Source organism: Tianweitania populi, assembly GCF_014652875.1.
Taxonomy (GTDB): domain Bacteria; phylum Pseudomonadota; class Alphaproteobacteria; order Rhizobiales; family Rhizobiaceae; genus Tianweitania; species Tianweitania populi.
Genome location: NZ_BMZQ01000003.1, coordinates 128393 through 149633, shown reverse-complemented (window position 1 = coordinate 149633; position 21241 = coordinate 128393). Strand labels below are relative to the sequence as shown.

General features: G+C 59.2%; 25 protein-coding genes and 2 pseudogenes. 8 read left to right on the top strand and 19 right to left on the bottom strand.

Annotated features, from left to right (window positions below; all coding sequences use genetic code 11):
• Positions 1-183 precede the first annotated feature (183 nt).
• Positions 184-1281 carry a plasmid partitioning protein RepB gene (gene repB, locus IE166_RS17135; protein ID WP_189506346.1) on the bottom strand — a complete coding sequence of 366 codons (1098 nt, stop codon included), beginning with the start codon at positions 1279-1281 and terminating at the stop codon, positions 184-186.
• A 157-nt stretch (positions 1282-1438) separates the two neighbouring features.
• Positions 1439-2665 carry a plasmid partitioning protein RepA gene (gene repA, locus IE166_RS17130; RefSeq protein WP_189506344.1) on the bottom strand — a complete coding sequence of 409 codons (1227 nt, stop codon included), beginning with the start codon at positions 2663-2665 and terminating at the stop codon, positions 1439-1441.
• Between the two features lie 365 nt (positions 2666-3030).
• On the opposite strand from repA, the gene IE166_RS17125 reads away from it, so the two are divergent.
• Positions 3031-3504 carry a helix-turn-helix domain-containing protein gene (locus tag IE166_RS17125; protein WP_189506342.1) on the top strand — a complete coding sequence of 158 codons (474 nt, stop codon included), beginning with the start codon at positions 3031-3033 and terminating at the stop codon, positions 3502-3504.
• Between the two features lie 19 nt (positions 3505-3523).
• On the opposite strand, the gene IE166_RS17120 is transcribed toward IE166_RS17125, so the two are convergent.
• The 5 genes from IE166_RS17120 to IE166_RS20885 form a co-directional block, all read right to left on the bottom strand.
• Positions 3524-4405 carry an ArdC family protein gene (locus IE166_RS17120; RefSeq protein ID WP_189506341.1) on the bottom strand — a complete coding sequence of 294 codons (882 nt, stop codon included), beginning with the start codon at positions 4403-4405 and terminating at the stop codon, positions 3524-3526.
• Between the two features lie 228 nt (positions 4406-4633).
• Positions 4634-5689 carry a Fic/DOC family protein gene (locus IE166_RS17115; protein WP_189506340.1) on the bottom strand — a complete coding sequence of 352 codons (1056 nt, stop codon included), beginning with the start codon at positions 5687-5689 and terminating at the stop codon, positions 4634-4636.
• Positions 5690-5761: 72 nt separating this feature from the next.
• Positions 5762-5965, bottom strand: a complete 204-nt coding sequence (locus IE166_RS17110; RefSeq protein ID WP_189506338.1) for an antitoxin VbhA family protein — start codon at positions 5963-5965, stop codon at positions 5762-5764.
• A 120-nt stretch (positions 5966-6085) separates the two neighbouring features.
• Positions 6086-6418, bottom strand: coding sequence for a DUF736 family protein (locus tag IE166_RS17105; RefSeq protein ID WP_189506336.1), 333 nt, complete (start codon positions 6416-6418; stop codon positions 6086-6088).
• A gap of 387 nt (positions 6419-6805) precedes the next feature.
• Complete coding sequence (locus tag IE166_RS20885; protein WP_308430531.1) at positions 6806-6991, bottom strand: hypothetical protein; 186 nt, start codon at positions 6989-6991, stop codon at positions 6806-6808.
• Between IE166_RS20885 and IE166_RS20880 the strand changes: the two genes are divergently transcribed.
• Positions 6923-7099 carry a hypothetical protein gene (locus IE166_RS20880; RefSeq protein WP_308430532.1) on the top strand — a complete coding sequence of 59 codons (177 nt, stop codon included), beginning with the start codon at positions 6923-6925 and terminating at the stop codon, positions 7097-7099. The genes IE166_RS20885 and IE166_RS20880 overlap by 69 nt on opposite strands.
• Before the next feature lie 3 nt (positions 7100-7102).
• Positions 7103-7249, top strand: a complete 147-nt coding sequence (locus tag IE166_RS20875) for a hypothetical protein (RefSeq protein WP_308430530.1) — start codon at positions 7103-7105, stop codon at positions 7247-7249.
• Between the two features lie 434 nt (positions 7250-7683).
• Here IE166_RS20875 and IE166_RS17095 read toward each other — a convergent pair whose 3' ends face one another.
• Positions 7684-7944, bottom strand: a complete 261-nt coding sequence (locus IE166_RS17095; RefSeq protein WP_189506335.1) for a hypothetical protein — start codon at positions 7942-7944, stop codon at positions 7684-7686.
• 295 nt (positions 7945-8239) lie between these two features.
• Positions 8240-8404, bottom strand: coding sequence for a hypothetical protein (locus IE166_RS17090; protein WP_189506333.1), 165 nt, complete (start codon positions 8402-8404; stop codon positions 8240-8242).
• Between the two features lie 98 nt (positions 8405-8502).
• On the opposite strand from IE166_RS17090, the gene IE166_RS17085 reads away from it, so the two are divergent.
• Positions 8503-8973 carry a helix-turn-helix domain-containing protein gene (locus IE166_RS17085; protein ID WP_189506332.1) on the top strand — a complete coding sequence of 157 codons (471 nt, stop codon included), beginning with the start codon at positions 8503-8505 and terminating at the stop codon, positions 8971-8973.
• Between the two features lie 179 nt (positions 8974-9152).
• Here IE166_RS17085 and IE166_RS17080 read toward each other — a convergent pair.
• Positions 9153-10382 (bottom strand): annotated as a pseudogene (locus IE166_RS17080) (IS3 family transposase).
• Positions 10383-10455: 73 nt separating this feature from the next.
• Here IE166_RS17080 and IE166_RS17075 point away from each other — a divergent pair.
• The 3 genes and pseudogenes from IE166_RS17075 to IE166_RS17065 all read left to right on the top strand — a co-directional run.
• A pseudogene (locus tag IE166_RS17075) lies at positions 10456-10974 on the top strand (type IV secretory system conjugative DNA transfer family protein); the annotation flags it as partial.
• A gap of 325 nt (positions 10975-11299) precedes the next feature.
• The gene (locus IE166_RS17070) at positions 11300-12637 is read left to right on the top strand and encodes a type II toxin-antitoxin system HipA family toxin (RefSeq protein ID WP_189506330.1); all 1338 of its coding nucleotides are present in this window, start codon (positions 11300-11302) and stop codon (positions 12635-12637) included.
• A gap of 2 nt (positions 12638-12639) precedes the next feature.
• Entirely contained in the window at positions 12640-12924 is a 285-nt protein-coding gene (locus IE166_RS17065; protein WP_189506328.1) for a helix-turn-helix domain-containing protein, read from the top strand.
• A gap of 174 nt (positions 12925-13098) precedes the next feature.
• On the opposite strand, the gene IE166_RS17060 is transcribed toward IE166_RS17065, so the two are convergent.
• The 5 genes from IE166_RS17060 to IE166_RS17040 are packed head-to-tail and all read right to left on the bottom strand — an operon-like array spanning position 13099 to position 17589.
• On the bottom strand, positions 13099-14046 hold the full coding sequence (locus tag IE166_RS17060) for an aliphatic sulfonate ABC transporter substrate-binding protein (protein WP_189506326.1): 948 nt from the start codon (positions 14044-14046) through the stop codon (positions 13099-13101).
• Positions 14043-14786 carry an ABC transporter ATP-binding protein gene (locus IE166_RS17055; protein WP_189506324.1) on the bottom strand — a complete coding sequence of 248 codons (744 nt, stop codon included), beginning with the start codon at positions 14784-14786 and terminating at the stop codon, positions 14043-14045. Before IE166_RS17055 ends, IE166_RS17060 begins: the two co-directional genes overlap by 4 nt.
• Positions 14787-14790: 4 nt before the next feature.
• On the bottom strand, positions 14791-15612 hold the full coding sequence (locus IE166_RS17050; RefSeq protein ID WP_189506322.1) for an ABC transporter permease: 822 nt from the start codon (positions 15610-15612) through the stop codon (positions 14791-14793).
• The gene (locus tag IE166_RS17045; RefSeq protein ID WP_189506320.1) at positions 15605-16738 is read right to left on the bottom strand and encodes an LLM class flavin-dependent oxidoreductase; all 1134 of its coding nucleotides are present in this window, start codon (positions 16736-16738) and stop codon (positions 15605-15607) included. Before IE166_RS17045 ends, IE166_RS17050 begins: the two co-directional genes overlap by 8 nt.
• On the bottom strand, positions 16735-17589 hold the full coding sequence (locus IE166_RS17040) for an ABC transporter substrate-binding protein (RefSeq protein ID WP_308430529.1): 855 nt from the start codon (positions 17587-17589) through the stop codon (positions 16735-16737). The genes IE166_RS17045 and IE166_RS17040 overlap by 4 nt, the downstream gene beginning before the upstream one ends.
• Before the next feature lie 156 nt (positions 17590-17745).
• Between IE166_RS17040 and IE166_RS17035 the strand changes: the two genes are divergently transcribed.
• A complete protein-coding gene (locus IE166_RS17035) occupies positions 17746-18138 on the top strand; it encodes an ArsR/SmtB family transcription factor (protein ID WP_189506318.1) in 393 nt (130 codons plus the stop codon).
• Here IE166_RS17035 and thiD read toward each other — a convergent pair.
• From thiD to IE166_RS17015, 4 genes are read right to left on the bottom strand one after another with little or no spacing between them, the layout of a single operon-like run.
• A complete protein-coding gene (gene thiD, locus IE166_RS17030; protein ID WP_189506316.1) occupies positions 18117-18920 on the bottom strand; it encodes a bifunctional hydroxymethylpyrimidine kinase/phosphomethylpyrimidine kinase in 804 nt (267 codons plus the stop codon). The two genes, IE166_RS17035 and thiD, sit on opposite strands and share 22 nt — an antisense overlap.
• A complete protein-coding gene (gene thiE, locus IE166_RS17025) occupies positions 18917-19570 on the bottom strand; it encodes a thiamine phosphate synthase (protein WP_189506314.1) in 654 nt (217 codons plus the stop codon). The genes thiD and thiE overlap by 4 nt, the downstream gene beginning before the upstream one ends.
• Complete coding sequence (locus IE166_RS17020) at positions 19563-20294, bottom strand: hydroxyethylthiazole kinase (protein WP_189506312.1); 732 nt, start codon at positions 20292-20294, stop codon at positions 19563-19565. Before IE166_RS17020 ends, thiE begins: the two co-directional genes overlap by 8 nt.
• Positions 20291-21232: an ABC transporter substrate-binding protein gene (locus IE166_RS17015; protein ID WP_189506310.1), complete on the bottom strand. Its 942-nt coding sequence runs from the start codon at positions 21230-21232 to the stop codon at positions 20291-20293. The genes IE166_RS17020 and IE166_RS17015 overlap by 4 nt, the downstream gene beginning before the upstream one ends.
• Positions 21233-21241: the final 9 nt, after the last annotated feature.

Here is a 21241-nt window from a genome sequence, read left to right as displayed (position 1 = left end):
AAAACGCGGCCGGGACGCGCCCACCCTTGACTTGGAGTCGTAGAAGTGATTCTTTCAGATTGCTACATCGAAAGGGGCTTCTGGAATGGTGACGTTCTGGGGCCTTTTTTCTTTGCCTGGATCTCCGTTATCGTTTCAGGTCTACACACACATGCCGCCGCAACCGATTGCGCCGGCAGGTCTTCAGGGCTTGACCTTCTTGGCATCGCCCGTTGTTTCACTCGCCGAGCCCGACTGTTGCGCGGCTTTAAACGCCTCGTGCAACGTCGGCAGTTGTTCGGCCACATAATCGGCAAATCTCCTGCCCGCGCTGATCGGGATTGTCAGACGTGCGCCTCTGGCAGACTGCGCGAGTTCGCCGATCGCGGCGCCGTCGGCCGCGCGAATGACCACCGCTGCGTCCGGAGCCACACTGGTGGACTGCAACGCGCTTGTCAGGCGATCGAACACACGCTGAAAGCGCTGGTCGCTGTCAGCCGTATCGCGAAAAGCCTGGTCGGTGATCTCCTCGTTCGCCCAATGCCGAATGCGAGGATTTGCGATCAGCTCGCCCAGCGCCATCCAGCGCGGGCGCCCCGTTTTTGGCGCCGGACCAATGGCATGGGCGACCTGAATCGGGATCATTTCGGCAACGCCGATCAGCCGGCTCATTTCTGATTTATGGACGGCAAGGGCGGCCTGGATCGTGGCGCGGTCGAAACCGTGATCGATCAGGGTCTTGGAAAACAGAGCGCGCTCGATGAAGCTCAGCGCCCGCCTTTCCGCGTTTTCCTTGCCCTGCGCGACCACGAGCTCCGCATCGTCAAGGCTTCGGATCACGGCTCGCACGGTGCGCCCAAGCGCACGCGCGGCCAGCACGCGCCGGTGGCCATAAGCGATCTGGAAGATGCCCTGCCCCGCTTTAACTGGCTCGCTGTGTGGACGCACGAGAACCGGCACCTGCTGACCATGGTCGGCTATGCTCTGCATCAGGTCCTCGAAGCTCTCGTCATGGGTCGGGCCGTCGCTGAGACGGTCGGAAAAGGGCGACCCCTCGATCACAGCCGGATCGAGCTCGACGATCTGCTCGCCCCGGCTGAGGCTTTCGCGCAAACGTCGCGCGTCTTCAACCTCCTGAGACAGCGAAGACAGCGACAGACCCATGGCCTTTACGGCTCCGGATGTCGCGCGCTTGTGCGGTTCGGCAGCGGGCGCCGGCTCGTTCTGATCGGCAGCCTTATTGGCCTCCTCGGCCGGCACACCACCAAACAACGATCGTAATTGGTTCTTGCGTGTATTCATGCCGCGCTCCCTTTTCCACGGGCACCATCGCATCCGCCTAAGAGAGGTGGATAGATCCGAGCGCGTGCCGCAGCCTGGGACTGACTGGGAAGCCTGCATCTGCTGGGCTTTGGGGCAAAGTTGACAGCTGTCAACTCGATGGCTTCATCCACTCCCATCATGCGATCCGTCCCCAAGAGCGCAGCATCAGATCCTCAATCTCGGAGTTGACCGCCGTCAGCGCTTCATAGGCGCGGTCGTAGGTGCCACGGTGGAAATTTTCACGGCCGACTTCATAGAGCGTCTGCTTGGTCAAGCCGGCATCGGAAATCGCTGTCGATTTCAGCATCGCCGCCGTCAAGACACGCGATCCGAACTGCGTGCGCAGGAAACCGGCGATCTGGGTCTGCGGTCCGTCATTGGGTTCGTAGCGCGTCACGAGATAGCGCAGGAAATCGAAATTGAGCGTGCCGCCGGCCTCCCGCACTACAGACAGGAGGTCGGAGGTCATGAACAGAAACTGGCTCATGGACGCCACATCGAGCATCTGCGGATGCACGGTGACGATCACCGATGTTGCCGCACAAAGCGCGCCCAAAGTGAGGTAGCCGAGTTGGGGAGGACAATCGATCACGACAACGTCGTAGTCGGCCTCCACCGTGGCGATCGTCTGCTGCACACGGGCAAAAAACAAGTCATCGGCCTTCCCGCGCTCGCGCCCTGCCAGATGTTGCGGCGTGGTGTGCTCGAACTCCTGCAGTTCGAGATTGCCAGGCACCAGCGACAAGCCGTCGAAATAGGTTTCGCGGATGATCGAGGCGAGGGGAACGCGCTCGGCATCATAGCGGATCGCGCCGTAGAGCGTATCGTTTCCGGTAAGATCAAGCTCCGGCTGATAGCCATACAGAGCCGATAAGGATGCCTGAGGATCAAGGTCGATGGCAAGCACGCGATAGCCTTGCAGGGCAAGATGCTGTGCCAGATGCGCGGTCGTGGTGGTTTTGCCGGACCCGCCCTTGAAGTTCGTGACGGCGATCACCTGGAGATGCTCGCCCGGCTGGCGCCATTTCAGATACTGCTTGGCCTTCACGCCGCCCTGGGCACCAAGATGACGCCGAAGCGCATTGACGTCAGCCAGCGTGTAAGAGCGCCGGCCGCCGGCACCGATTTCAGGGGAGGGGCCTTCCCCGGAAATCGACAGCTGCCGCAGATAGCCATCGGTGACGCCAATCAGCTTTGCAGCTTCTCCCGAAGAGAAGGAGCGCAGCGTCTTTTGCGCTGTTGGCGGAAAAAGACGACCGCGCAAGGCAGCGAGTTGCGCGGATAACAGCTCGGCATCCGCAGCGATCTGCTTATCTGCGGGTTCTTCGTTCGGCACCGTCTTGGCCCCACGTAGTTCTTGCATAAAACGCCTCTCGGACGCGCAATGATGCACATCCCGACTCACTCGACCGCTCATAGATTACGCGATTACGCATCAACTAACAGCCAGAGACCGAATTTACGGTTTTTACGACTAGTACTCACAGTCGGCGTATCTCCGCTTCATCAGTCATCGATTCGTGTCAACAGCCGGCTGACGCTTTGGATCTATCCCGCTGAAGGAAGTTGACAGCTGTCAACTTCCTTCAGACTTGGGATTAAGCGTATGGAGTAGGAAGCGGTATGGTGGCTCTCATGTTAGCGGGGGAACGGTTGCAGACTGCGGCAAAACTGAACGTGTGTCGCTACTTTCCTGTGTTAAAGAACGCTAGTGCAGGGGTAAGAACGATGCCATCCAAAACGTCTCTAGAAAGCTACAAACACGCTCGCGGGTTAGTCGAGACCACTGATGATGAAGTCGATAAGCCACTGCATAGGCGGCCGGGTTATCAAGGCATCGTCAGTTTTGGTGAGATGGATGAGAAGCTTGCTGCTTTCATCCGCAACAAGCGTGAAACACAAGGGCTGACACGCGCTGAGTTTGCCGCCATCGTTGGGCTGTCCACCCCAGTTTACGGCCGGTATGAACGTGCGTTCTCACGCATCACAGTTACCCGCATGATCCATCTTTGCGAGTTACTTGGATTCATGCCGATCGACATGATCTTTGAGGCGGCACCGCATCTGTACGGACGTACACACGAAGAAGCGGAAGACCACCGCAAGCTTTCGCAGCTGATCCGGAATCTGCCGCACGAGACGATCCGCGATTTGATTGGACTGCTAAAAAGGATGACGCCGGACGAAGCCGGCGACAAGTAGACGAGAAGAAGGAAGGCCGCTAAGGGGCCTTCTTCGTTTCGGCTCCTTGCAAACTATGCAGAAAGTCGGCGGCGGCTTGGGCCTTTGCTGCGGCAGCGATGATGGCGCGCTTGTCCTGCTTAAGGACCTTGAGCCAGCTCTCGATGTAGGCGGTCGTGTTGCCTCGCGTATCGTGGGCGATACCCAGATCAGCGCAAACAAAGGCCGCGGTCATTTCGGCGCAAAGCTCCTCGATCGCGTAGGCTTCCTTTCCGAAGCGGCCGCTGAGATCACGGTCCAGCCTGGATTTCGCACCAGTCCAGTGCCCCAGCTCGTGCAGGGCGGTGCTATAAAGATGAACCTCGCTGATGAACCGGTTTCTATCCGGAATGAGGATGTCATCCAGGGCGGGGCGATAGCAGGCCTTGGTTCCGCCGTAGGAAACGAGGGCGCCGGTGCGCTTGATGAAGGTCTCGACATTTTCGAGGACGGGCAGGGGCTCTACAGCCGCGTCTTCGACAGGGCTTTTGAAGCGATCAGGAAGGTTTTCGATCTGCTCGACGTTAAAGACCGTGTAGCCCTTGAGGTAGGGGATGGTGCGATCGACATCCTCGCGCTCCTTCGGGGTGAAGGTGCCGTACTTGACGACGAGGGTGCCTTTCTCTCCCTTGCGGACCTGGCCACCGAGCTCTGACGCTTGCCGGTAAGTAATCCAGGTATTTTCCTCGTAGCCGCTGAGCTGGCCGGAAAGCCACAGCATGATGACGTTGATGCCGCGATAGGCCTCTCCGGTTGCGCGCAGCGGGATGATGGAGCTGCGGACGTTGCCGCGCCAAGGGCGGATCCAAGGCTTCGTGCCGGCTTCAAGCTGCTCTACGATGGTGTCTGTGATGCGCTGGTAAGTGTCCTTGATGCTCTGCATTGCCGCCTCCTGCTCGTTGGTTGACGGCAGGAAGCGAAGATAGCCAAAGCGAGCCTATGCACCCGAAGGGCCGTAACGAAGAGGAGGACCGCGCAGCGGTTGAATGGGGGAGCGGCTATCGTAGATTGCCCGTCAATCACCCAACGGACAGGAGGCGGCAAGAGGAAGGGATTGGCACGCCGGCTCTGCCTCACAGGCGAAACAGGCAGCGCCTCGCCGGCATGACCGCTACCGGTCCCGATCGTCGCGGCTTTGCTGCTGCTGACGGTTTGCAAGGTGTTCCGCCTCGATGGCCTTCAGCTCGGCATTCTGGCTTTGCTGCTGTGGCTGTTCAGCTTGTCGTGGCGTGGATTTTACCTCCTGGGACTGTTCCGAGCGTCCAAGGCTGGTGAAGTCCGAACGGGCGGTGAACTTGACCTCCTCGTCATCTGACGGCAGTTGCTCCGGAAGATCCGCGCGATTGACCGCAATGATCCCCTGATTGGTCGCAAGGGTAGCAACACGATCGTCGTGTCCGAAGACATGGCCGCTGATCTCCTCGCCCTGTCGGGCCGTGCGGATGTAATGCTCGAACGGCTTCTCGCCGACGTCTTCAAGATCCGAGAACGCGCCGCGAAGAGCCTCACGGCGATTAGAGTCCATCGCGTCCTTAATGACATGCTTCATGGCCGGATGCGATGGATCGTTGGTGGTCGATATCGACGCCTCGATCATGCGTGTTTTGCTGATGTTGGTAAAATCGATCTCGTGGCCGTATTGTCGGCCGAGTTCGGAAATGAAAGCTTCCTGCGTTCGGCCATTGCCCTCCCGAAAGGGATGCACGTAATTGAGCTCTGACAGGACCTTGGCCGCGCGTTCGGCAAACTCGTAGGGTGACGCACGCCTAAACGCTTGCGCCTCACTGATAGGCTTTAGCGCCTCGTTGAGGCCTATATCGATACGGGCACCATGCAGAAACGATGTGTCGCCCTTGCGCATGCCGCCAATCGGCTGCACCCGCTCACCATCAACAACCGAGCTCTCGTTGCGAGTGTGGCCCGCCCACTCATAAACATCTTGGAAGATATGGCCGTGGATGGCCTTCAGGTGCGCAGCATCGAAGTTGCCTTTCGGGCCGAAACCTTCCTCGATCTCGATAATGCGAAAGGCCGCCACGCGGTACTCGGCGGTGCGCAACTCGGATCGGGTTTCGATGCCAAACTTGTTCCTGAGAACGTCCTGCCGATCTGGATCGTCCGACGTGTTTGGATAGGTGTAGGAGCCTTTAGGGCTATCTTCTGCCATGGCTTAGACCAAAAAAAAGCCGCCTGCAGAAATGCAGACGGCGCTTTGCCTTGTTGAGCTGCGGGGGAGGGTTTAGGACTTCGCTACCGGCATGATGCGGACGCGATATTCCTCGCGCGTAAGATCGCCGGCGACATAGGCGGCGGTTGCATCTTCCAGCAACTGGTCGTGCACGTAGCCCTGACGGATGTTCATTGCCCGTGCCTGGTCTGCAGCCTTCTTTCGAGCTGCAACGGCTTCGGGCGAGCGGTCGGGACGCGAGGTATGAACGTTCATCGGGAGACCTCCTATTGAGACCAAAACTAGCACAAAGTGCGTGAAAAAGCCAGCTTTTCACGATGATTTCGACCTCGCGCGAGGGGGAAGCCCGGTTCAAGACCGGGCTCGCTGCGCTCCTCAATCCCGTGGATCCCACTCGATGATGGCCTGCACCGAGGCATCGTCCTGGCCGGGGTAGCGGCCCAAGTTGGCGTTGAAGCCCATGCGCTTGATGGACAAGGTGTAGTAGGCCTTCTGCTCGGCGCTGATCTTCTTCCAGATGCCGCCAACCTCGATGTCATGGCCGCGTGGCGACTTAGCGTAAACCCGGTGCGTGGGAGCCTTCTCGTTGGTCGATGTGAAGGGCGTAACCTTGATGTCCAGGTCGCGGTCGATGGTGGAGATGATGCCGGTGCCGGCTGCGCCCTCGATGTCGTCGTTGGTGAACTTGATGAAGTTGGTCATGCTCATGTTAGTCACTCCTCTTGGGTGGTTGCGATGAACGTTCACAAGGCACGGCGGAAAGCGGTGCGCACCGAAGGCCGGAGCGCAGCGAAGGAGGCCAAGAGCGGCCAAAATTTGCTTCGCGAGGAAGCCGAAGGCGGGGAAATTTTTGCGTTTCTCGGCTTTGCGTTAAGCGCGTCGACGTGCGAACGGACATCAAGAGCAACCCCCCATGAGGGGTGATGTATGAACGCGCTTGCCAAACGATCACCTGTTCTTCCGCGATGACATCGACACGATAAGTGCGCCAATATTATTCATCGCCAAAGTACACACAACCGGTAAAGTCAGGGTTCTTACCCGGAACAACAAATCAAATTGGCTATGTCCCTGCATGCTGATTTAGTCGCCGCATCATGCAGAGGCTAGTTGTGGCGTCGGAACGCGCCGGTATGAACTCGGCCGCTCCATTTGGGCTCCCCACAAGCCCCGGCGACGAGCACGGGCGCTCTCCTCGGCCGCATGGTAGTCATGCAGATCGATGGGATGGGAAGAGGGGAGATACTGCAGCAAAAGCGCGGCTTGTCCTGCTTTCACCATCTCAAGGCCGACATCGACATTCTGGCTGAAGCACTGCGCGACCAGGCGCTCGTATTAGTCGGTGTCGAACACGATGCAACGGACGTGTTTGCCATCGATCAGCTTTGAAAGATGACTGCGCGCAACAAGGCCGCACTTCCACACCGCACCATCCTTCAGGCCTGTTTGATCTCGCTCGCAAGCGTCAATCGCACCGAGCCGAATCCGCTGCTGACGGATGCTAATCGTATCGCCATCGATCACTCGGGCACGCCCTGAATACTCGGCTGCAAGAACAGGTCCGCTGACGAGCAGGGCGGATAGGAGCATTATTGGTAGGGCTGGTTTTCTCAAGCGACGGCCTCCGTAGAATTTCGCGCGCTTAAACGGCGTGAGCGGTGTTTATAGCTCTGTTAGCGTGATGATCCCTCACGGGCGGGAGGAGAGTTTGAGAGGAGGGGGCTTGGGCCTCCTCTCAAGGCCGGATAGGCCATCCTTGCGAAAGCAAAACGCCCGCCAGGCTGGATGCCTTACGGGCGTTTGGGGTTCTCGGATCGGGAAGCCCGTCACGCGGGAGAACGTGACCGGCTGGATAGCATGGGATTAGTCAGCCGCCATCGGGAGCGGCTGATCTACGCTTTCGCTATTATCGTCCTCTTGCATGGTGTGGTCGCCGGGTGCGCTGGTTGCCTTCGGATCGGCCTCAATCCGTATCAAAGGCGGGACCCAACTGCTACTTTGACGGCACGTTCCGCGAACGCTGCCGCCTCGGCCTTCTTCATCCCGGCAACGGAGGCCGCATATTCACGGCCTCGAACCTCGGAAACCGCCGCCTGAATACTCGACCGGTTGATATGGCTGAAACAGCTTTCTGCCGTGGTTTCAAACCACTCGCGCATATCGACCTTAAAGGCACGGGCAAGCTGGTGCGACTGTGCGATGCCCGACTTGCGATCATGGAACTTCTTTTCCACCGCGTTCAGGCTGTGCGCTACGGCGTAAGAGCCAAGCGACGGCGCACGATGATCTCTGTAACGCCGAACCGGGCAGCAACATCGGAAACGATCTTGCTGTTCTCCACGAGGCTCTGAACCCCTCAGACTGATCGACCGGGTGCATGGCCCCGCGCTATTCCTTTTCCGATAGGCTGATCTCGACGGCGTTTACGCTATCGCGCACCTTACATTCGATGGCACGGCCTTTCGCAAATGTCCCTGTTCGATCAGCAAGAACCAACGCGCGGCAGCGGCGCTCGCCAGCGGCAACGGATTACCGGCCCCTGTTGATGCGGGGATAGACGATGAGGTTTTGCAGCAAGTCATTGGCTGCGATGTTGGCCGCAAGCTGCGCGATGATGTCCGCGTTATACGTCTTTCGAACATTCTTCGGGGAGGCGTCAAGCTTCCCGACTTCGATTGCAATTGTCTCGCTCATAGCGAGGGTCCAGTTGACTCACCATCCACGTTTTTCGGTATTTTGAGAGTTACCCAAATCGGTATTGTATTCACTCTTAAGTTTATACGGATGAGGGTATGAGACCGTCTCTAGAAATTCGGGTTACTGATCTAAGTGTGCAGGAGGTGCATGATCCGGACACAACAAAGCCAATTAACAAAGAGCCTTTTAGAGGGTGTATTCCCCTAGGAGCTGCGCTCGATGATAAAGTTAGTGTGAGCATTCGTGATGCTTGCAAAAAACGAAATTTGCCTAGCTCAGAAGTCGCTCCACTGTTGGGGCTAGGCGTTGACGTCTACCATTCTTTCGAAACTGATGCTTCGACTCTGACAGTTGTTAGTTTCATTCGCATTTGCGAAGTGCTTCGCGCAACACCGGAAGAACTTCTTGGGCCTGCTGCGCCGCAACTTTGGGGCGAAACCGTTAAACAATCAGACCTTCTACGTGCCAATATCGATATCATGCGTTACCTCGACACTGAAACGCTGACCTTGGTGCACAGCTTCATTAGCAGGCTGGGCGTTCAGCCTCAGCTTAAAGAACGCTGAAACATGCATAACCTTCACTCAAACTTTCGTTCGGCCGGTATACATTCCGATCAGTTTCGCATTGCTGTTACAGATGTATGCTGTACGACGCCGCGCTTGAGTTACGGCAAGGAATGGCTTCGTGACTATGCAGAGTTGGTGGAGTGGACCCCGTTTCACCGGACAGGCGGCGGTTGTGTTTAGGCACTGAGGCGCAGGAACTCGCGTGGTGAGCGGAACTTGAGCCCGGAGTGCGGGTCGACCTCACAGTAGCCGTCGATCCATTCGGGCAGCAAGGTCAGGATTGTCTCGGCGTCTGGGAGGATGACGGTTGAAGCGTAGTCCCTTTTCAGGGTCTTGACGAATGCTTCGGACATGCTGTTGCTTTGGGGGCTCCGAACCGGGGTGAAGAGCAGGTCAATGCCCAGAGCCGCGGCCACCTGTGCGGTCTGCCTGGCGATATAGGCGGTGCCGTTGTGCGAGAGCCATTCCAGCCGGTGTGGAACCTTGAGTGTCCGGAAGCGGCGCTCGACGGCTGCGATCATCAGGTCACACCCCATCTCGCCGGAGATGCCGGGATTTGGCGATGGCTGACCAGGCGATGATCTCCCGGTCGCAGGCATCGATTACAAAGACGATGCGGACCACCTCTCCGTTGCGGGCATGCATCTCCAATTGATCTGAACACCACCGTATGTTGGAGCGCAGGGCAACCACGACGCCATCGTGGGTGCGAGTTCGCCGCAAAGCCGTATGCTTTTGAAGGGTACGCCCGTTTTGCTGCATGACCCTGAGAACCCGCTTGGTGTTGACGGTGGGCTTGCTCTCTTTGCGCCGCTGCCTGTTGAGCAATGCCGTCACGCGGCGATAGCCATATGTGGGGCGTTGATCGATGATCGGACGCAGTTCGGCGAGAAGGACGAGATCATCGACCTTGCGATAAGGTCCGCGAGGCTTGGACGGATTGGTGGCGCGCTCGATCAGGTTGGACCTGGAGACGCCTAGAGTGCGGGCAATGACGCTCATTGGGTATCGTCCTCCGGATTGCTCCACGACAGCAAGGGCGACGTCCGTTTTTTTGGGCGCGCAAGATCCAGGGCCTCTCTTAGGATCTCGGCTTCCATGGTCTTCTTGCCCAGCATGCGCTCGAGATCGCGCACCCGCTTCTCCAACTCGCGCATCTGAGAAGCGCCAACAACGTCTTCATCAGCCTGAACGGCCGCGTGGCCACCTTCAAGCATGCGACGCTTCCAGGCGAAGAGCTGGGAGGGCGAAATGCCGGCACGTCGTGCCACGTAGGAAACGCTCATACCCGGCTGCATGGCTTCCTCAACCAGCCGGACCTTCTCGGCGACTGACCAGCGTCGGCGGCGCTGCACGGAGGTGATGACTTCAACCCGTCGAAACGGCTCATCGGAACTTTTGGACATAGTCGTACTCATAGGCGCATGCCTATGCCTTATCAGCTATGCCGCCTGTCCGGTCAAAATGGGGTGCGCTCCAAAGCGGATGGACGAAATCGTCACCAAGCTCCCTTTCGTGGCAGGGTACAACATCAAATTCGCGTTCATCATTCAGGACCTAAAGAGCTTGGATGAAATCTACGGAGAGAGTTCCCGCCAATCTTTGTTCGCCAATTGTGGCTACCAGCTCGTGCTGGGTGCCAACGATCAGGCGACGGCAGAATATGCATCGAGGGCGCTGGGGAAGCGAACTATTCGTTACAAGTCTGAATCTCGTACTATGGAGCTTGTGGGGCTGCCCCATCGGACAAAGGTTGAACAGATACGCGAACGCGATCTGATGATGCCGCAGGAGGTGCGGCAAATGCGCGAAAATAAGATGATCCTGCTCGTGGAAGGCCAGAGGCCGATCTTTGGAGACAGGCTCCGTTACTTTGAGACTGAGCCGTATAAAGCAGCTGGAACCTATTCGCGGGCGCATGTTCCAGTTATCCCCGAGATAGAATGTGAACAGCCTTTGCCGGTACCAGCGACAACGCCTTTCTACGAAAAAACTGGGCGGTCTCTACACGTGGGAGAGGGAGGGAGTGGCGAGTAAGCATGTCAATGCGCCGGCAGTTTGCTTCTACGTTGCCAACTCGTGCCGAAATGTCGGCCGTCAGAAGCAGAGCCGGATCAACCAAAGCCTATGGCAGGGAAGATGCGGTTGATGCTGAAGTGCTTAGCCTTAGCCGTTCAAAGCCGAAGTCGCGCTTATCTCTGATCCTATGTTCTCAGCTGACGGCCAACCACGTTAGCCTCTGGTCTTCGAGCAAAAAGTTCGACCCTTTTAGGGTGACATTTAGGGTTATCGTCCTTATGTTATGCCCCATAAAGAGAGACATATGACGATCATCCTGCAGACATTCCTTGGTTCGGACTGGTATGACGCTGCAGAAGTCGATTTTGAAATCGACAACCACGGCTACCTCAGTCCATCGCATGTAGGATACGAAATTGACTATTACGCGCGACATGGTTCGGCTGATTACGCTGACGGTCATCCCGCGATAGACCATCGCGCGGTATCCACGCGCAATCCGGTAGATTTGGTCGACCGTTATACATCCCGATGGCCTCCATTCTTGCTTGACCTCCTTCCCCAGGGACATGCTCGTATTCGTTTGGCAAAAGCGCTTGGTTTAGACCCGGAAGCGCGTTCGTCTGACCTGCCTTTGCTAATGAGATCAGCTGGCAGCACGATAGGGAATGTCCGCATTAAGGAAGCCGCAGAAGAGGAAGAGAAGCGTCTCAATGGGGCGCCAAGGGCGGGCCTGTCTGACCATGACCTGATCCACCGTACGGATCTCTTTGTCGAGGTGGTCGACAGGCACTCGATGATCGCTTCCGGATCTAGCGGTCTGCAAGGCGAGTGGCCGAAGGTTGCCCTAACGAAGTCACGGGACGGCCTTTACTACCCGGACCCACTCGTCGCTGACGAAGACGCTGTAGAGCACGTCATAGTCAAGCTACGGCGTGGGGGAGAAGTAGATGGCCTAATCCTCTCAATGGAGGCGACGTACTCCGTCGTTGCTTCTCAGATCGGGCTCAACGTGTACGGGGTCGCGTCCGCAGGAAATGGAACGCTGGTCATACCAAGGTTTGACAGACGTGTCGTTGAGGGAAGAACGGTTCGCATTGGCCAGGAAAGCATGACGTCTGCAGTCGGCGTGTCCGAATTTGGCCATATCGACGAGCATGAACGCTACGTCGGGATTCTCAAAGCCGTGTCCGCAGATCCCCAGGCGGATGTACTCGAATATCTCAAGCGCGACGCCGCAAACCTTGCGATGGGCAATCCTGATAATCACGGACGCAATACAGCCCTGTCGAAGTATCCCGACGGGTCGATCCGTCTTGCGCCCCTTTACGACTTCGCCCCAATGAAGCTTGCGGGGGAGGTTATCGCCCGATCGACGCGCTGGCGATGCTTGAAAGACTTCGGCTCGGATTATTCTCCAGACTGGTCCACCGTTTGCGCAGCTGTGTCGGGCGATACCGTCGACGGACGCCTGCTTGCAGAAGAGCTCGCCGTTTTTGCTGACGCTCTTGAAGACGCTCCGCGGATTGCCGTGGATCGGGGAGCGCCGCTGGAAGCAGTCGAGCAGGCGGCGGGACGTTGCAGCGAGGTCGTGGATGGCCTGCGCCGAACATTAGACGCGCCTTCTTTGATACGGAGGTAGTGATGGCCCGCTTTGCACGTCCAACGAAAGAAGAGATCCGGGAACGCCGCCGACAGCTGTCGCAAAGGGCGGCTTCTGGAGGGCTGCGCTTCCCCGAGGATCTTAAAGATATCCGGCTAACCTTTGGGAAATCCCAGGAAGAGTTCGCGTCACTGATTGGCCTGACGCGGAGGCAAGTCGCGGAAATGGAGGGAGGAAAGGCAAACCCTACATACGAGACGATCATGAAGGTAGGACGTCTGTTCGGCTATAGACTTGCTTTCGTGCCGGTGGAGAGTGCGTCTTGAAACGCACTACTACAACCTTGAGCATGCCGCTGGATAATATAGCCTCTTGCAGAGGATTTTGACGAAGCGTCGAGAATGGCTGTCGCTTTGATAACTGCTTACGTGAGCACAATACGCCTTGAGTAACCGAAGTTTTTCTCAGCGGCAATCAACACGACTCGCAACCTGCCTTTTCTACTTCAAACCGACGACGCCTTTGGACACATCCGGCCGGGAGGGGATGATGCCGCTTTCCGCGTACCAGTCGGCGATCTTGCCGATCTGGGCGGCGTCGGCGTCCGACACTGGAGTGGTTGGAACGGCATTGTTCTCGCCGATCTTGCTCGCCAGCTCGGCGGGCAAGTTCATTTCCTTGGCCCAGATAGCGCCTGCTTCCGCCTTATGCTCCAGCGCCCAGGCGTTCTCGCTTTTTAGGACGTCGAACACGGCTTGCAGCGTGTCCCGCTTCTGGTCGGTGAACGTGCGGCTCGCGACGAGCACGACGGCGTTATCGGAGCCAATGGCGTTTCCATCTGCCAGGACCTTGCCGTCATAGGATGCTTCGGCGATCGACAGGAACGGGTCCCAAGTCGCCCAGGCGTCAACATGGTTCTGCAGGAAGCTTGGGCCGCTATCGCTGGGGCTGAGGTAAACGCGCTCGACCGTTTTCGGATCGACGCCGTTCTTCTCAAGGGCCTGCATCAGCAAATACTCGCCGGTGCCGCCACGGTTCACAGCGACCTTCTTGCCGGCCAGGTCCTTGATTGATGCGATGGTCGAGGTCCTCTTGACCACGATGCCCTCGGAAGCAGCCGCCATCTTCTGATAGCCGAACACCACGACCGGAACACGCGCGGCGAGCGCTGCGATGGCCGATGTCGAGCTGCCCGCCGTTATGTCGATGCTGCCGGCGTTCAGCGCTTCGAAAGCGGGAGCGGCAGCCGGGAACGGGCCGGCCCATTCAACGGTGATGCCCTTCTCTCCCAAAGCCTTTTCAAGCGTGCCGCGCGACTTGGCGAGCGTGATGTCGTTTGGCCCGCGCAGCCAGCCGATGCGTACGGTTTCGGCGGCCTGTGCAGCCATGCTGCCGAAACCTAGAAGAGTAGCGGCTGCAAGCGTCAAGAGCGTGCGTTTGTTGATCATGGTTCGATCCGTTCGCTATGAGGGTTGTGATGTTGGTGGTGATCTGCCTGCTCGACGCCCAGTTCAGCCAGAAGTTCGGCTTCGAGGGCTGCGGCATGAGGGTCGGTGCGTCGGCGGGGATGGTTGAGCGCCACGTGAACCTCCCGCCGAAAGCGGCCATCCTCAAGCACGAGGATGCGGTCTGCCAACGTGACCGCTTCCCAGACATCGTGGGTCACGAGCAGTACGGCAGGCTGATGCTTGCGCCAAAGTTCACGTACGAGACCCTGCATGCGCAGCCGTGTCAGCGCATCAAGAGACGCGAAGGGTTCGTCCAACAGGAGCAGTTCCGGCTCGCGCACGAGAGCGCGCGCAAGCGCTGCACGCTGCGCTTCGCCGCCAGACAGCGTAAGCGGCCAGGCTTCCGAGCGGTGCGACAGCTCCACATCGTCGAGTGCGAGTGCCACGGCACCACTCGCACGCGCGTTCGGCACACCCAGCGCAATGTTAGCGGCGACGCTCTTCCACGGCATGAGCCGCGGTTCCTGAAACACGATGCTGCGCCGTTTCGGCAGCGTGACGCGGCCGGCGTCGGCCTCATCAAGTCCAGCAAGAACCCGCAGAAGCGTGGATTTTCCCGAACCGCTGCGCCCAAGAAGTGCAACGAATTCTCCAGCCTCAATCCGCAGATCGATCCTGTCCAGCACGGGGGAGCGGCCGAAGCTGCGCGACAAGCCTTGAATATCGACCAGTGCGCTCATGCGATCACCATGACCGCCAGCGAAGCGTGTGGGCTTCGATGAGGCGCACGAGCGCATCTGTCAGCAAGCCCATCAAAGCGTAAACGATCAGGCAGACGACAATTACATCGGTCTGGAGGAAGTCGCGAGCATAGGTGATGATCGAGCCGATGCCGCTCGATGCGTTGATCTGCTCGGCCACAACCAGGCTCAGCCACGCAATGCTCAAGCCGTAGCGCACGCCGACCAGAAGTGAAGGCAGTGCGCCGGGTATAACCACGTGCCGGATGATGCCGAAGGTGTTGAGGCCCAGCGTGCGACCCGCTTCAATCAGCTTACGGTCAACACCGCGAATACCGCCATGCAACGTCAGGTAGATCGGAAAAACGGAGCCGAACGCGACCATGCCGATCTTGGGCGCTTCGCCGATCCCGTACCACAGGATAAACAGCGGCAGCAGGCCGAGAAAGGGCATGGCTTTCAGCATCTGGATCGGGGGATCGACCAAGATGTCGCCAACGCGCGAAAGCCCGGCTGCCAGGGCCAATGCAATGCCGACCACAAGCGCAATCGCAAAACCCGCCAAGACACGTAGAAACGAGACGCCTAGCCCAGTCACCAGTTCGCCCGACGCCACCAGCCGTGCGCCCGTTTTCGCAATATCGAGCGGCGAGGCCAGAATGTGAGGCGTGAGCACGCCTGTGAGGCTCGCAAGTTGCCAGAGCACGAGAATGGCCAGCGGTGACAACAGCCGCAACAAGCTTGCGCCTACTCGCCATTTGCCGAAGCGTCGCACAGGCTTTGCTTCCGCCTCCGAAAGACGTTCGAGGCGTTGCGGATCAGCCATTCGCGGCCTTTCCGCTCAGATCGCGGTCGAACAATGTGGACCAGGTATATTGCTTGGCAGTGAGCGCAGCCCGCTCCACGGGCAAACGCGGCAGCACCATCTCGCCAAACCGATAAGCCTCCTCCAGAAGCGGCATTCCAGACAGAATAAAGGTCTCGACACCGACCGCTTGATACGCTTCCAGCGTGCGGATTACGGTGTCGGGTGATCCGACGATGGCCGTTCCCGGACCGGGGCGCACGAGGCCGATGCCGGCCCATAGATTGGGCGAGATCTCCAGATCGCGCAGGTTCGCCGGCTTGATACCGCCGTGCATGGCGCTCATCCGCTGCTGGCCGACGGAATCCGTATTCGACACGAAGCGCTGGTTGGCGGCGAGCGCCACGTCGTCCATCTCCGCATACAGATCGGCTGCGGCCTCCCACGCCTTTTCATCAGTCTGGCGCACAATCACATAAAGCCGGATGCCGTAGTTGAGCTCACGCCCATGCACTGCCGCGCGGCGCTTGACCTGTTCGACCTTGGCACCCATCTGCTCGGGCGTTTCGCCCCAGGAGAGATAGGTATCGACATGCTTGGCGGCGACTTCGATGGCGCTGTCGGAAGAGCCACCGAACCATAGGGGTGGCGGAGCAATCGTGGAGCCGGCGGGCAATGCAAGCTTTGCACCTTCGGTCTGAAAGTACTTTCCTTGGTGCGAAACGCTTTCGCCAGCCATCAGCCGGTGCCACAAAGCGAGATACTCGTCCGCCATCTGGTAGCGTTCGTCATGCGGCAGCGTCATGCCATACGCGCCGAGCATCTTGGCGTCGCCCGACACGACATTGAGCATCAGCCGGCCATTCGAAAACTCCTGGAACGTCGCGGCCATCTTGGCCAGCAAAGTCGGAGCAACAAGGCCGGGATGAAAGGCCAGCAGGAACTTCATCCTGTCTGTATAGGGCAGCAACGCGCCAGCAAGCGGCCAGACATCATGGGCGCCGGTTGCGAACAAGGCGCCCGTATAACCCAGATGGTCGTATGCCTGTGCAAGTTGCTTGTAATAGCCGTAATCGACGGTGCGTGAGCCTTCCGGCTTCCAGGGATAAGCACCGTCAGGCGCGCACATATACCAAAGCACGTTCATGACAGCGCTGCCTTCCCGTTCTGTTCGGCGATCTGCACGCTGCGTTCCAGCGCACCATGGCGAAACAGCGTGTCCGCCTCCCTCTGCTGCTCCCACAGCAATTCAGCATCCGCGGGATCGATGCGCCAGTTGCGCTCGCTGACGATGCGCGTCCAGGCCCGGCGCTCGCGCTCGCCGCCATCGGGTGAAAGAAGCCTCGCAGCCTGCTCTGGATCGGCCGTTATCGCTTGGCCGAGTTCGGCAAGTTCGCTCTGGAACGTTGCGAGTGTTTCGGCCGAGAGGGCGCGCTCTTTGCTGGTCCAGAACAGCGAGCGGTTAGGGATGGTAGTGCCGCAATGGGCGAGGACCTGAAAGTCTCCTTCACCGAGTGCCTGTTCCAGGTGGGGCGCCATGGCCAGCCATGCAGCCACCTCGCCGGATAACAGCAACTCGCGCGACTGAGCGGGCGGGAGGTCGCGGCGTTCGACATTGCCCAGGTTGAGCCCGGCCTCTTCGAGGCTGCGGGCAAGAAAGTATGTCAGAAAGGAACCATCAACGAGCGCGACGGGCTTGTTCGAAAGATCCGCAATGCGTTCAACGCCTGCGCCCTTTTTCACCAAGATCGCTCCGTTGGCCGGGCGCGGTGCGGAAGCGGCAGCGTAGATCACCGACATCCCGTTGACCGCTGCGATGATCGGCGGGGTCGAACCTGTGCCGCCCAAGTCGATCTCGCCGCGTGCAAGCTTCACTGCCGTGTCGCGACCTTCCTCGTAGCGGATGAAGTCCGGCCGCAGGGTCTTGAATGCCCCTGGCCAGTGCGAAGCCAGTGTCAAATGCAGGTTGTTAGGGTGAAAGCCGATTTTCAAGGTCACGCTGGAAATCAAGGTTCGTGTCGATATACCTTTTTGTATAATGACTCCCAGCGGGGTGATGAGGCACCGACTTCCATTCCTTCGGCCATTGTTGGAAAAAGCTGTCTGTCCAACCAAACGCTTCTGGGACACGAGGTGACAAACAGGGATCGATCGATGCTGACCAAAAGCCGGGAGCCGAAAATTCAGTGCCAGGCGATCGGTGCGGCGTCTGACTTTTTGAGGGCGCTCGGCAATCCTGTGCGGCTGTCGATCCTGTGCGTGCTTTCCGAAGGCGCCCGCACCGTGAGTGAACTCGAAGCTATTTTGGATGTGCACCAACCGACGCTATCGCAACAAATCGGCGCGTTGCGAAGGGCCGGCCTTATCGAAGGGCAGCGCACGGCGCGCGCGGTGAGCTATCGTCTTTCCGACCCCCGCGCTTCTCAGCTTATCGGCCATCTCCGCCTGCTGTTCCCGGATCCAAGCGCATCCGCCATTTGGCGCGGCGCGCGCCTCGACGATAGCGTTGGTGAGATGATGTCGGGTCATGCTTTCCACCAGCGATGAAAGTGGTGCACCGGACCTCGGCCCGAGCCAACGTGAAGCCGATCAGCACTTCGGAGCGCTTCATGCAAAAAGGCTTTTGCCTGCCTCACAGCCTCATCCAGCGGAAGCCCTAGCGCGATACCAGCCGCAATCGCAGCTGAGAGGGTGCAGCCCGTTCCATGATCGTGCGTGGTTTTCAGCCTCGGTGCTTCAAAACGGCGAATGTTCATGCCATCGAAAAGCAGGTCGGTGCTTGTCTCGCCTTTGCCATGCCCGCCCTTGATCAGCACAGACTTCGCGCCCAGCGCAAGGATGCGCTCGGCTTGCGCGGTTATCGTCCGCTCGTCTTGCGCGACCGGACTGTCGGCAAGAATTGCAGCCTCCGGCAGGTTGGGCGTGACGAGATCCGACAAGGGCAGAAGCTCGGTGCGCAGCGCTTCCACCGCGTCGGGCTGCAGAAGCCTGTCGCCGGAGGTCGCCACCATGACGGGATCAAGCACCGCGCGTCGGCCATGCCGTCGAAGAGCGGCGGCAACAGCATGTGCAGTCTCAACCCTAGACACCATGCCGATCTTGATCGCACCGACCGCAAGATCCGATAGCACCGCGTCGATCTGTGCCGCGATGATTGCGGGCGACAGGTCCTCCACAGCCGTCACGCCCCGCGTGTTCTGCGCGGTAATGGCCGTGATTGCGCTCGCGCCGTAAACACCGAGTGCCGAGAACGTCTTGAGATCGGCCTGGATGCCGGCGCCGCCGCTGGAGTCGGAACCGGCGATGGTCAAAGCAATTGGGGTCGTCATGCGGTTCGTCGCTCCAGCGCTTCGTCCACGGCCTGCCTCAGAGCAGCAGCTGCTGCGCCTGGATCGGCATGCTGAAAAATCGCTGATATGACCGCTACGCCGTCGGCGCCTGCTGCGATGGCTTGAGGCACGCGTTGAAGATCGATCCCAGCAATAGCGCCGACCGGCATTGACGGACGAAGGTCGGCCAGCTGCCTCCGCAGAAAAGTCAGGCCTCCAAGACCTACGGGCGCATCGGGATTGTGTTTGGACAAAGTCTCGAACACGCCGCCGATACAAGCGTAGTCCACGGGGGCCGCACCCAAAGCTGCCGCATCCTGCTCGTTCTTGACCGTCGATCCGATAATGGCTTCGCGACCGAGGATAGCGCGAGCCTGCGTTACCGCCATGTCCTCACGGCCGAGATGCACGCCGGCCGCACCGCTGGCGAGCGCGACATCCACACGGTCATTAATGAGAAGCGGGACGCCCGTTCCGCTGAGTGCCGCTCCGATCGCAGAGGCGCACTCCACCATCTCCCGTGTTCCGCCGCTCTTATCGCGATACTGGATCAGGGTCGCTCCGCCGTTTGCGGCCAAGCGTGCAAGTTCGGGCAGTTTTGCGCGACCCAGCGATGCATCAACCAGGGCATAAAGACGAAGGTCAATCATGAACGAGCCTCAACCGTACGCGGATGTCGTCAGCCTCGATGCTTGCCAGCGCGTCGAGCAGTTCGGGTGCGAAGGTGCCGGGGCCTCGGCTGCGTTGCGCGGCCATTTCCGCCCCAATCCCGAGAAGCGCCATTGCACCAATGCCTGCATGCAGTGGGTCATCTTCCACCGCAGCAGCGGCTGCGATCACGGCACCGGCGAGGCATCCGGTGGCGGTCACCATCGCCAGCCATGGATGGCCATTTTCGACCGCTACGGTTGTTTCGCCATTGGTGATGCGGTCCTTTGAGCCGGTCTCGACCACAAGCATGTGCGGGGTCGCAACGGGGTGAAGATCATCCATCTCAGCGCGGTTGAGCTTCACCGCGTAAGGTTCGCGCGCGATCAGTTCTTTAGCGAAGTCGTGGCGGACCGTTGAAGCATAGGCCTTTACGGGATCGAGGATGAAGGGCTTGCTTGCTTCCCTGGAAGCGCTGACGGCGACAGCAATGGTCTCGCGCATTTCCGGTGTCGAAGTGCCCAGATTGACCAGAAGCGCATCTGCTCGTTCCGTGAACTGCGCTACTTCGTCCAGGCTCGACGTCATGGACGGCGTGCATCCAATCGCCGATAGGCCGTCCGCCACGAACTTCTGCGCGACGGTGTTGAGGAGACAATGCACGCGCGGCCCTTTCTTGCGCAACCGCTCCGGCAGCGCCGCGAGGCGGTCGATGTCGAGGCTCATTGGCCAAGCTCCACTGCAATGTCGGAGATAACGGGAGCCTGCTTGATCAAACCCGAGTCCGCCATGAACTGCCCAAAACGGCGATAGCGGAGCGCGTCGAGAGCCGCTGGACGCTTCGCGAAACGCGGCAGCGTATCGATCCAGGCTTGCCGGTTCAGCTCGTCGTCCAGATCGGGGTAGGCCTTGATGAAAAGCGTCCAGCTCTCTTCCGGGTGATTGGTGAGATAGATGGCGGCCTCTTCCACCGCCGCAAGGAAGCGCGGCAGGCGCGAGTCGTTCACTAGGTCCTTGCGGGTGACGAAGATCAGTTCGTCATAGGCCGGCACGCCATGCTCTTCGGGAAAGAAGGCGCGCCCCTCATGGCCCGCCAGCCGCATCTGGGTCAGCTCGAAGTTGCGATAGCCGCCGATTGTTGCGTCGACGCCGCCGCTGATCAGCGATGGAGAAAGCGAGAAGTTGACGTTGACCAAGGTCACGTCTTGGTCGGTCAGTCCAGCACTGCGAAGGAGTCCGTTCAGCAAAGCTGTCTCGAACCCAGAAACGGAAAAGCCAACGCGCTTTCCCTTAAGATCCTTCAGCGTTTTGATCGGGCCATCAGCCAACACCGTGAGTGTATTCAACGGCGTTTCCACCAGTGTGCCGAAGCGCCGGAGGTCAAGACCATTCGCGTGATCGAGGTAAAGGTTGGGCTGGTAATGCACGGCTACGTCCGCTTGGCCAGCCGCAACGAGACGAGGCGGGGCGGCTGGATCGGCAGGCGGAAGAAGGTCCACTTCCAGCCCATGAACCGCGAAGAAGCCCTTCTCCCGTGCAACCACCAGCGGCGCGTGATCCGGGTTTACGTACCATTCCAGGAGCACGGACAGCTTGTCGGCAGCGAAGGCCGGCACAAGGGACCCGAAAAGCAGACTGGCGGCAAGAGATGTGACTTTGAACATGAAGGCGAT